We start from the raw sequence: 9,329 nt of genomic DNA on the forward strand, positions 1-9,329 counted from the left end.
CTCGCGCAGGGCCTCGCCGGCCGGGCCGTCGTCGCGGGTCAGCGCGAACAGCAGGTGCTGCGTGCCGATCGACTTGTCGCCCCGGTTCCGGGCCTCCTCCTGCGCGGCCTTCACGACCTCGCGGGCCCCGGTGCTGAACCGTTCGAACATCTCCTAGTGCTCCTTCTTGAGGATGCGGCGTCCCCCGCCGTGCTTCTTGTGGACGGCCTGCCGGCTCACGCCGAGGCAGACCGCGATCTCCTGCCAGGACCAGCCCTGCTCGCGGGCGTTGTCCACCTGCAGCGCCTCCAGCCGCTCGGCCAGGTCGCGCAGCGCGCGGACGGCCCGCAGGCCGACCGCCGGGTCCCGGCTGCCCGCCTCCTGGGCGAGCCTCACTCCGTCGCTCATGCTGTCAATGTAGGTTGACGCGGCGGCCATGTCAACGATGGTTGACGCCTGGGTGGGGAGGCGGCGGACCGGGCTCTGCCCGGGGGGCAGGCCGGGAGGTCGGAGGCGGGGTCAGTCCGTGGGGGCGAGGATGGTGGTGAGCAGGTCGTCCAGGCTCACGATGCCCGCGATGCGGCCGTCGTCGCGCAGCACCAGGCCCAGGTGGCTGTGGTGGTCGCGCAGGACCGCGACCGCCTCCGCCACCGGAGTCGCCACCGACAGCCGGGGCATCCGGTGCGACAGCTCACCGGCGGGCGGCTCGGTCTGGCGGGCGCGGGCCAGGTAGGCGTCCCGGATGTGCACGACCCCCGCCGGTGCGCTCCGGGCGCCGGGGACCGCCGGGCCGGAGACCACCAGGCGGGTGTGCCCGGTGCGGACGGCGGTGTCGATGACGTCCTGCGGGGACGCCTCGGCCGCCACCGACACGACCCTCGCGGTCGGGATCACCAGCCCGGCGAGCGGGGCGCGCGGGGCGTCCAGCGCGGCGGTCAGCAGGTTCAGGTCGGTCTCGGCGATCAGCCCGAGCCGCCGCGACTCGACGGCCAGGCTGCGCAGCTGCTCGGGCGTGCGGGACAGCTCCTCCTCGCCCTTCGGCCGGACGCCGACCATCCGCAGCAGCAGGTTCGTCACCCCGTTCAGGGCCGCCAGGACGGGCCGCACGACCCACGCGAACCCCCGGAAGGGCGGGGCGAGGACGGTCGCCGACCGCTCCGGGTCGATGATCGCCCACGACTTCGGCGCCATCTCCGCGAGGACCATGTGCAGGAACGTCACGAACGCCAGCGCCAGCACGAACGCCACCGGATGCGCCGCGCCGCTCGGCACCCCCACATGGTGGAACAGCGTCGCGAGCGTCCCGGCGAAGACCGGTTCGGACACGACGCCGAGGCCGAGCGAGCACATCGTGATGCCGAGCTGCGCCCCGGCCAGCATCAGCGACAGCTCGCGGATGCCGGCGACCGCGGACGCCGCGCCGCCGCTGCCCTCCGCCGCGGCCTTCTCCAGGCGCGGCCGCCGCGCCGCGACCAGCGCGAACTCCGAGGCCACGAAGAAGCCGTTGCCCGCGAGGAGCAGCAGCGTCAACAGCACACCGACCGGCAGGCTCACCGTGCCCCCTTCCCGTCGCGGCGGGCGGACGGCCGCTGGCCCGCCTCGCCGTTCGCCATTCCGGTGTCGCCGTCGACGGCGCGGCCACCGTTCTCGGCGCCGCCCGTTCCGCCGTCTCCGCTCGCCGCGCCGCTGGTTCCGTTTCCGGTGCCGGTCTTCGTCGTGGGCGGGGCGCCTCCGGCGGGGACGACGCAGATGCGGATCAGCTCCGGGACGTGCCGGTGGATGGTCAGCACCTCGACCACCGCGTCGCGGGCGGGCTCGTCCAGCCGTTCGGAGCCCAGTTCGATGCGGACGACGTCGCCCGGTTCGGCGACCCGGCCGAGGCGGCGCAGCAGCAGGCCGCCGACGGTCTCGTAGTCGCCCTGGGGCAGCGGGATGCCGGTCTCGTGCTCCACCTCGTCGACCCGCAGGCCCGCGTCGGTGGTCCACCACGCGCCGGCCCGGATCGCGAGGTCGGGGTCCGCGTCGATCTCGTCGGCGATCTCCCCGACCAGCTCCTCCGCGACGTCCTCCCAGGTCAGCAGCCCGGCGAAGCCGCCGTACTCGTCCACCACGCAGGCCAGCGGGTCGCCGTGCCGGCGCAGCTCGGCGACCACCTGCGGCAGCGGCAGCGACGTCGGCAGCAGCACCGCCGGACGGACCAGGTCGCGGACCGGCGTGCGCGCCGCCTCGTCCGGGCTGAGCCGGATCAGCTCGGCCAGCCCGACCACGCCGAGCACGTCGTCCACGCTGTCGCCGACCACCGGGTACCGCGAGTGGCCGTGCGCGGTGATGACGTCGCTCAGCTCGGTCGCCAGCGCGTCCGCCGGGACGGTCACCACGTCCACCCGGTGGACCATGACCTCCTCGGCGTCCCGGTCGGAGAACTCCAGGGCGCGCTCCAGCAGGTCGGCCTGGTGGTCGCCGAGCTGCTCGCCGGACTCGCCGATGATGTGCCCGAGCTCCTCCAGCGTCGCGCCCTGGTGCAGCTCCTCGACCGGCTCCATCCCGGCGGCCCGCACGAGCCGGTTCGCGGCCAGGTCGAACAGCCGGATCACCGGACCCGCGATGGTCAGGTAGACCAGCGTCGAGCGCGCCAGCCGCCGGGCCAGCGGTTCGGCGCGGGCCAGCGCCAGGTTCTTCGGGAACAGCTCGCCCAGCACCATCTGGATCACCGTGGCCAGCACGAACCCGGCGGTCACCGAGATCCCGCCGACCGCGCCGGCCGGGACGCCCGCCGCGCCGAGCACCGGGTCCAGCAGGTCGGCGAGCGCGGGCTTGGCGATGAAGCCGACGACCAGGGCGGTGACGGTGATGCCGAGCTGCGCGCCCGACAGCATGAACGAGACCCGCTCCATCACCTGGATCGCGCGTTCGGAGGCCCGGTCGCCGGCCGCCGCGCGCTCCGCCAGCACCGGCCGGTCCGCCGTCACGAACGCGAACTCCTGGGCGACGAAATAGCCGGTCGCCGCCGTCAGCAGCAGGACCGCGAGCAGTCCGAGCGCCGCGGTCATCCCCGTCCTCCCTTCGCGCGCCGCCCCGTCCGGGCGCGCTCGGCGTCCCCGGTACGTTCCCCCAACCGATCTTCCCTACCCTCCCGCCTGCGGGACGCCGCCGCCCCGGGGAGGCGGGCGGGTGCTCCGGGGGCCCGGGAGGGTCGCGCGCACGGGCGGGATCGGTGGTTACCGGGCGTCCGGGTGTGGAATGAAACCTTCGCCCCGGCGGTGAGGGTCCCCGCCGCGTCCCGCCGGCGGCCGTCCTCCCGTGCGCCCAGAAGAGAGCGAGGGGCAACGATGCCCAAGCCGTTCGCGTCGTCCGCCGACCTTTCCGCGAAGACCCCGACCCTGGAGATCCTCGCCGACGGCGTGTACGCGCTGACCGCCGAGGGCGACCCGAACGTCGGCGCGATCGAGGGCGAGGACTTCGTGGTCTGCTTCGAGGCGCTGGCGACCCCGGCGGCGGCCCGCGACTGGCTGATGGTGCTGCGGGCGCACACCGACAAGCCGATCAGGCACCTGGTGCTGTCGCACTACCACGCCGTCCGGACGCTCGGCGCGAGCGCGTTCGGCACCCGGTCGGTGATCGCGCACGACCGGACCCGCGAGCTGATCGCCGAGCGCGGCCGGCAGGACTGGGAGTCGGAGCTCGGCCGGATGCCCCGGCTGTTCAAGGACCCGGCCGGCATCCCCGGGCTGACCTGGCCGACCGAGACCTTCTCCGACGCCATGACCATCGACCTCGGCGGGGACCGCGGCGAGCTGGTGCTGCGGTACTGCGGGCGCGGGCACACCGAGGGCGACATCGTCGCCTGGCTGCCCCGGCACCGCGTCCTGTTCGCGGGCGACCTGGTGGAGACACAGGCCGCGCTCTACACCGGCGACGCCTTCCACCGCGACTGGGCCGGGGCGACGCTCGACCGCGTCGCCGCGTTCGGCGCGGACACCCTGGTCGGCGGGCGCGGCGTCGTCGCGCACGGCCGCGAGGCGGTGCGCGCCGCGATCGGGCAGACCCGCGACTTCCTCGACACGATGCTGCGCGAGGTCCGCGACGTGCGCAAGCGCGGCGGGACGCTGCGGGAGGCGTTCACCGCCACGCACGCCGCGCTCGAACCGTCCTACGGCGGCTGGCCGATCTTCGAGCACTGCCTGCCGTTCGACGTCTCCCGCCTCTGGGACGAACTGGACGGCGTCGAACGCCCCCGCATCTGGACCGCCGAGCGCGACCGCCAGGTCTGGGCCGAGCTCCAGGACTGACCATGGCGGCGGACGGCGGAGGCGGGCGGCACCCGGCCGCGCCCGTGCTGGTTGTGGGCGCCGGGCCGGTGGGGCTGACCACGGCGCTGCTGCTCGCCCGCTGGGGCGTGCGGGTGGAGGTGCTCGAAGGGCGTCCGGGCCGGGCGGAGATCGGATCGCGGTCGATCTGCCAGCAGCGCGACGTCCTGGACATCTGGTCCTCGGTCGGCGCGGACGCCATTCTCGACGAGGGCCTGACCTGGACGACGGGCCGGGTCTTCCACCGCGGCAGGGAGGTGACGTCCTGGCGGTTCGCGGACGCCGGGCCGCTGCCGCCGTTCGTCAACATCTCCCAGACCCGCACCGAGCAGGTGCTGCACGGCCTCGCGGACGCCGACCCGCGCGTCACGATCCGCTGGGACCACGAGGTCACGGGCATGGAGCAGGACCCGTCCGGTGTCACCGCGGTATGCGCGTCCGGCGCGTCCGTGCGCGGGTCGCACGCGGTGGTGTGCTCCGGCGGGCACTCCGGGGTGCTGCGCGAAGCGCTCGGCGTCGGCTTCCCGGGGGAGAGCGGCGGCGACCGCTTCCTCATCGTTGACCTGCGCACCGACTGGCCCGGCCGCGAGACCGAGCGGCACTTCCACTTCGACCCGCCCTGGAACCCCGGCCGGCAGGTGCTCATCCACCCCTGCCCGGGCTCGGTGTACCGGATCGACTGGCAGGTGCCGCCCGGTTTCGACCTCGCCGCCGAACGCGCCGGCGGACGCCTCGACGCCCGCATCCGGCAGGTCGTGGGCGACCGTCCGTACGAGGTGCTGTGGGCTACGGAGTACCGGTTCCACTCGCGCGTCGCGTCCCGGATGGCGGTCGGGCGCGTCCTGCTCGCCGGGGACGCCGCGCACCTCTACGCGCCGTTCGGCGCGCGCGGCCTCAACTCCGGCGTCCCGGACGCCGAGAACGCCGCGTGGAAGACCGCGTTCGCGGTGCGCGGCTGGTCGCCGCCGGCGCTGCTCGGCACCTACGGCACCGAGCGCCGCGCCGCGGCCCTGGAGAACCTGGACGTCACCGCGGCGACCATGCGGTTCCTCGCCCCGTCCACGCCCGCCGAGCGGGCGCGCCGGGCCGAGGTGCTCGCACGCGCGTCCGCCGACCCCGCGACCGCCCACGAGATCGACTCCGGACGCTTCGCCGAGCCGTTCTGGTACGACCGCTCACCGCTGACCGTCCCGGAGCCGTCCCGGCCCTGCGCCGGCCGTCCGCCTCGCGGAACGCCGCCGTCCGTCGCGCCGGGCACCATCGTCCCCGACGCCCCGCTCCCGCCCGCCGCCGTCCCGCTCGTGGACGTCCCGGCGCGCGGCGGCGTCCGGCCCCCGCGCCTGCGGCAGCTTCTGCGCGGCGGCCTCACCTTGCTGGCCGATCCCTCGTTGCCGTATCCGGAACTTCTGGCGGCCGCGCGGGAGGCGACCGCCGCGCCCGTCACCTGTCCTGACCCGGTGGCGGTTCGGGAGGCCCTGCCCGATCTGCGGCCCGGCGAGTTGTGGGTCGTCCGCCCCGACGCCCACCTCGCCGCCACGCTCCAGGAACCCGCGCCCGAGGCCGTGGCCGCCGCCGTCCGGACCGCGCTCGGCCACGACCTCTGAGACCGGGGGCCCGGAAGCCTCGCTAGGTGCCGGTGATGAGGACGACGCCCGCGGCGACCACGCACGCGGCCGCGATGCGGCGCGCGCCCATGCTCTCGGCGAAGAACACCGCGCCGATCACCGCCCCCGCGATGACGCCGGTCTCGCGCAGCGCCGCCACGGCCGCGAGCGCGCCGCGCGTCTGCGCCCACAGCACGATCCCGTACCCGGCCATCGCGAGGACGCCGCCCGCGAGGCCCATGGCCCACGTCCGGACCGGCATGCCGGACAACACCCCCCGCCCGCGCAGCGCCAGGACGACCGCGACCGTCAGCGGCGACTCCAGGGCGAACAGCCACACCGAGTACCCGGCCGCCCCGTGCGCCGCCCGCACCCCGATCCCGTCCAGCACCGTATACGTCGCGATGGACACTCCGGTCGTCAGCGCCGCCGCGACCGCCCGCGGGTCCCGCGCGCGCCGCGGTTCCGCCTCCGCTGCCGTTTCCGCCTCCGCTGCCGCCGCCGCGCCGGTTCCCGTGAAGGCGAGGACGGCCAGGCCGCCGCAGATCGCCGCGACGCCCGCGAACTGGAGAGCGGAGAGCCGCTCGGACAGACTCACCGCCGCGACCAGCGCGACGATCAGCGGCGCGCTCCCGCGCGCCAGCGGGTACACCTGGCTGAAGTCGCCCAGCTGGTACGACATCAGCAGCAGCCCCATGTAGACCAGGTGCACCGCCACCGATCCGAGCAGCCACGGCCACGCCGCCGCGGCCGGAAAGGGCACGAGCCCGAGCAGCGGGACGACCAGGACGGCCTGCCCGATCCCGATCAGCGCGAACGAGGCCCACCGGTCCGAGGCGCCCTTGGCGATCGCGTTCCAGGTCGCGTGGAGCACTCCCGCGAAGATCACTGCCGGCGCTGTCGCCATGGCCTCACCCCACATCCTCCGGCCCGGTCCGGGCAGGCTTCCAGACTCCGCCCGAATGATCGGGCTCCGCCAGGACGCCGGGGACCTCGCCGAGCGGATCCGACCCCCGGCACGCTCCGCTCCATCCTGGGGCGTAGCGGCCATTGAGGCTAGAGAAGCCATTGGGGCTGAATGTGCCGGTGTTGTGATGATCCGGGCGGACGCTGGAACGGTTCCAGGCGCCGTGATAGGCACGTAAAGGACCACCCGACGCACTGCCCCGACGCGGTGGGAGTTCCCATGACCGACGACCGCCCCCGCCCCGTTTTCGACCCCTCCCTTCCGGAGGCCGAACGCGACCTGCTCGCCTCAGCCCCCGAACGCCTCTGTGCCGCCGGCCTGCCTGCCCCGGTCCCGGCCCGGCTGAGTCCGGCCACCATCGCGGCCCGGCTGGTCTGGATCCCGGTCTTCGCGTTCTTCTACGGCGTCATGCCGGGCGGCTGGATCCGGCTGTTCTTCCTCGCCTCGCTCGACGAGGACGACCTGCTCACCCGCGCCCTGCGGTGGGGGCGCGGCGCCGTCCTCGCGATGCTCGTCGTCCCGGTGGTCCAGGTGACGCTGCTGCTGCTCGGCCAGCCCGAGGCGGCCGCCGCCCTCGCCGCCGCCGGGTTCACCGGCTGGACCGTCGGCGCGCTGCGCCACCTGCGCGAGCCCGCCGCCGCCCGGGCCGCCCGCGAGCACCACGGCCGCTACCTGCTGCCCGCCGACTTCGACCGTCCCGCGGCCCGGCTCCTGGTGCGGGCGCAGCGGGCCGTCGACGCCGTCCTCGGCTCCCGCGCCCAGGCCGCCGGGCTCCTGGACGCCATCGACAACGCCACCGAGCTGCCGCGCCAGGAGTGGGCCATCGCGGCCGCCCTCGCCGAGCACACCCGGCTGCGCCGCGAGCGGCGCGCCCAGCAGCCCGACCGCCTCTCCGCGCCCGTCCGCGCCCTGCTGGAGCCGCAGCGCCGCGCCCTCGACCTCTCGATCCGCTCGATCGTCGAGCGGATCGAGGCGCTGGAGTCCTACGCCCGCTCGGCCCAGGCCGCGGACGAGGCCTACCACGAGTGGTGCGTGCTGCGCGACCTCCCGGAGCAGAACGCCCGCTACCGCGACCTGGTCGCCGAAACCGTCCGCGACTCCCTCGCCGTCGAGGTGATCGACCGGCTGGACGCCGACGCCCGCCGGGCCGAGGCGATCCTGCGCGCCCGCGTCGCCTCCGCCGTGGACACCGGCCTGGAACTGGCGACCGGCCCGTCCCCGCGCGGCGAGTCGGCCTGACGCGGGCCTTCCTGGGCGGGACGGCGGTCCCGGCCGCGGGTGTCTGACCCGCCCGGCGGGTCATTGTCTCGGAGATCACACTCCGGACGCCGTGGGGCGGACTCCTTCGGAGCGCCTTGGGGGTCCCGCACAGGGCGCCGTGGGCCTTCCCTCCTGAAAACGCTTGTTCGATGCGTTCGTGTGTTGAGCGATGAGGTGTGAAAGTCCGCTAACGTAAAGGGCGCTGGAATCAGAAAGGAACGCATGGCTGAGAAGGTCATCTTGGTAGACGATCTCGATGGCGGCGAGGGCGAGGATGTCCGCAAGCGCGACTTCGAGATCCTGGGGCGGATTTTCACCATTGACCTGTCCGACGAGAACGACGTGCGGCTGCGTGAGACCCTCGACACGCTGTCCCGCTATGTCGAGAAGTCGCGTGAGGTGAAGCAGGCGGGGCGCTCGCGCAAGCCCCGGAAAAGCCCGGTGAAGCTCAAGGGTTTCACCAACGCCGACGTCCGCACGTGGGCCAAGAACGAGGGCCTTGAGGTCCCGGACCAGGGCGCGCTGCCCGACGCCGCCTACGCGGCGTTCGTCCAGGCGCACCCAGAAGCCAGCCCAGACGCGTAACGCAGGGAGTCCCCGTGGCACAGAAGACCATCGTCGTCATGACCGACGACCTCGACGGCGGAGACGCCGAGGAGACCGTGTCCTTCGCGCTCGACGGCGTCGGATACGAGATCGACCTGAACGCTGCGAACGCCGCGAAACTGCGCGAGCGGTTCGAGCCGTTCGTGGCGAACGCCCGTAAGGCCGCCCGCCGCCCGGCCAAGCCGTCGCGCAGCGCGGGCAACCGTGAGCAGAGCGCAGAAATCCGGGAATGGGCCAAGCAGAACGGCATCCCGGTGAACGACCGAGGCCGCATTCCGGCCAAGGTGATCGAACAGTACAACGCGACCCACTAGCACCGCCCATCGGGTCGCCCCTCGCGGTCCGATTCAGTCCCTGCCCCGCGAATTCGGCGGTACGGCGCGAAGCCGCCAGGGACACCACCCGATCCCACCCGAAAACCCGCCGGCCGTCGCCCGCCGCGTCCCGAGCGTCCGCGGGCACCCGGCCCCCCGCCGTCGGTCAGCCCCCGCCGGACGCCGTGAGTCAGCGCCCGCCGGACGGCGTGGGGCAGTGTCCGCCGGACGGCGTGGGGCAGTGTCCGCCGGACGGCGTGGGGCAGTGTCCGCCGGACGGCGTGGGGCAGTG

The 9,329-nt window shown here is 74.6% G+C and carries 10 protein-coding genes; 5 read left to right on the plus strand and 5 right to left on the minus strand.

Going from position 1 to position 9,329, the window contains the following annotated elements; genetic code table 11:
• The 4 genes from AB0J52_RS16315 to AB0J52_RS16330 all read right to left on the minus strand — a co-directional run.
• A partial coding sequence (locus AB0J52_RS16315) for a Clp protease N-terminal domain-containing protein (RefSeq protein WP_500182406.1) occupies positions 1 to 150 on the minus strand: 150 nt, incomplete at its 3' end.
• Between the two features lie 3 nt (positions 151 to 153).
• Entirely contained in the window at positions 154 to 387 is a 234-nt protein-coding gene (locus AB0J52_RS16320) for an RNA polymerase subunit sigma-70 (protein WP_500182398.1), read from the minus strand.
• A gap of 111 nt (positions 388 to 498) precedes the next feature.
• Positions 499 to 1,533 (minus strand): hemolysin family protein, encoded by a 1,035-nt coding sequence (locus AB0J52_RS16325; protein WP_500182399.1) that lies wholly within the window; start codon positions 1,531 to 1,533, stop codon positions 499 to 501.
• The gene (locus tag AB0J52_RS16330) at positions 1,530 to 3,029 is read right to left on the minus strand and encodes a hemolysin family protein (RefSeq protein WP_500182400.1); all 1,500 of its coding nucleotides are present in this window, start codon (positions 3,027 to 3,029) and stop codon (positions 1,530 to 1,532) included. The genes AB0J52_RS16325 and AB0J52_RS16330 overlap by 4 nt, the downstream gene beginning before the upstream one ends.
• 279 nt (positions 3,030 to 3,308) lie before the next feature.
• Between AB0J52_RS16330 and AB0J52_RS16335 the strand changes: the two genes are divergently transcribed.
• Both AB0J52_RS16335 and AB0J52_RS16340 read left to right on the plus strand, forming a co-directional pair.
• Complete coding sequence (locus tag AB0J52_RS16335) at positions 3,309 to 4,268, plus strand: MBL fold metallo-hydrolase (protein WP_500182401.1); 960 nt, start codon at positions 3,309 to 3,311, stop codon at positions 4,266 to 4,268.
• Between the two features lie 2 nt (positions 4,269 to 4,270).
• Positions 4,271 to 5,890, plus strand: coding sequence for an FAD-dependent monooxygenase (locus tag AB0J52_RS16340; RefSeq protein WP_500182402.1), 1,620 nt, complete (start codon positions 4,271 to 4,273; stop codon positions 5,888 to 5,890).
• 22 nt (positions 5,891 to 5,912) lie between these two features.
• On the opposite strand, the gene AB0J52_RS16345 is transcribed toward AB0J52_RS16340, so the two are convergent.
• Positions 5,913 to 6,797 carry an EamA family transporter gene (locus AB0J52_RS16345; RefSeq protein WP_500182403.1) on the minus strand — a complete coding sequence of 295 codons (885 nt, stop codon included), beginning with the start codon at positions 6,795 to 6,797 and terminating at the stop codon, positions 5,913 to 5,915.
• Between the two features lie 279 nt (positions 6,798 to 7,076).
• Between AB0J52_RS16345 and AB0J52_RS16350 the strand changes: the two genes are divergently transcribed.
• The 3 genes from AB0J52_RS16350 to AB0J52_RS16360 all read left to right on the plus strand — a co-directional run bounded on the left by AB0J52_RS16350 (position 7,077) and on the right by AB0J52_RS16360 (position 9,037).
• Entirely contained in the window at positions 7,077 to 8,096 is a 1,020-nt protein-coding gene (locus AB0J52_RS16350; RefSeq protein ID WP_500182404.1) for a hypothetical protein, read from the plus strand.
• 243 nt (positions 8,097 to 8,339) lie between these two features.
• Positions 8,340 to 8,702 (plus strand): histone-like nucleoid-structuring protein Lsr2, encoded by a 363-nt coding sequence (locus tag AB0J52_RS16355; protein WP_500182405.1) that lies wholly within the window; start codon positions 8,340 to 8,342, stop codon positions 8,700 to 8,702.
• A 14-nt stretch (positions 8,703 to 8,716) separates the two neighbouring features.
• The gene (locus AB0J52_RS16360) at positions 8,717 to 9,037 is read left to right on the plus strand and encodes a histone-like nucleoid-structuring protein Lsr2 (protein WP_026413192.1); all 321 of its coding nucleotides are present in this window, start codon (positions 8,717 to 8,719) and stop codon (positions 9,035 to 9,037) included.
• Positions 9,038 to 9,329: the final 292 nt, after the last annotated feature.

Source organism: Spirillospora sp. NPDC049652 (genome assembly GCF_040675125.1).
Lineage (GTDB): Bacteria > Actinomycetota > Actinomycetes > Streptosporangiales > Streptosporangiaceae > Spirillospora.

Bases quoted from the DNA above. Each gene is read 5' to 3' on its own strand.
- AB0J52_RS16320 (WP_500182398.1), bottom strand. From the start codon at position 387: ATGAGCGACGGAGTGAGGCTCGCCCAGGAGGCGGGCAGCCGGGACCCG.
- AB0J52_RS16330 (WP_500182400.1), bottom strand. From the start codon at position 3,029: ATGACCGCGGCGCTCGGACTGCTCGCGGTCCTGCTGCTGACGGCGGCG.
- AB0J52_RS16335 (WP_500182401.1), top strand. From the start codon at position 3,309: ATGCCCAAGCCGTTCGCGTCGTCCGCCGACCTTTCCGCGAAGACCCCG.
- AB0J52_RS16340 (WP_500182402.1), top strand. From the start codon at position 4,271: ATGGCGGCGGACGGCGGAGGCGGGCGGCACCCGGCCGCGCCCGTGCTG.
- AB0J52_RS16345 (WP_500182403.1), bottom strand. From the start codon at position 6,797: ATGGCGACAGCGCCGGCAGTGATCTTCGCGGGAGTGCTCCACGCGACC.
- AB0J52_RS16350 (WP_500182404.1), top strand. From the start codon at position 7,077: ATGACCGACGACCGCCCCCGCCCCGTTTTCGACCCCTCCCTTCCGGAG.
- AB0J52_RS16355 (WP_500182405.1), top strand. From the start codon at position 8,340: ATGGCTGAGAAGGTCATCTTGGTAGACGATCTCGATGGCGGCGAGGGC.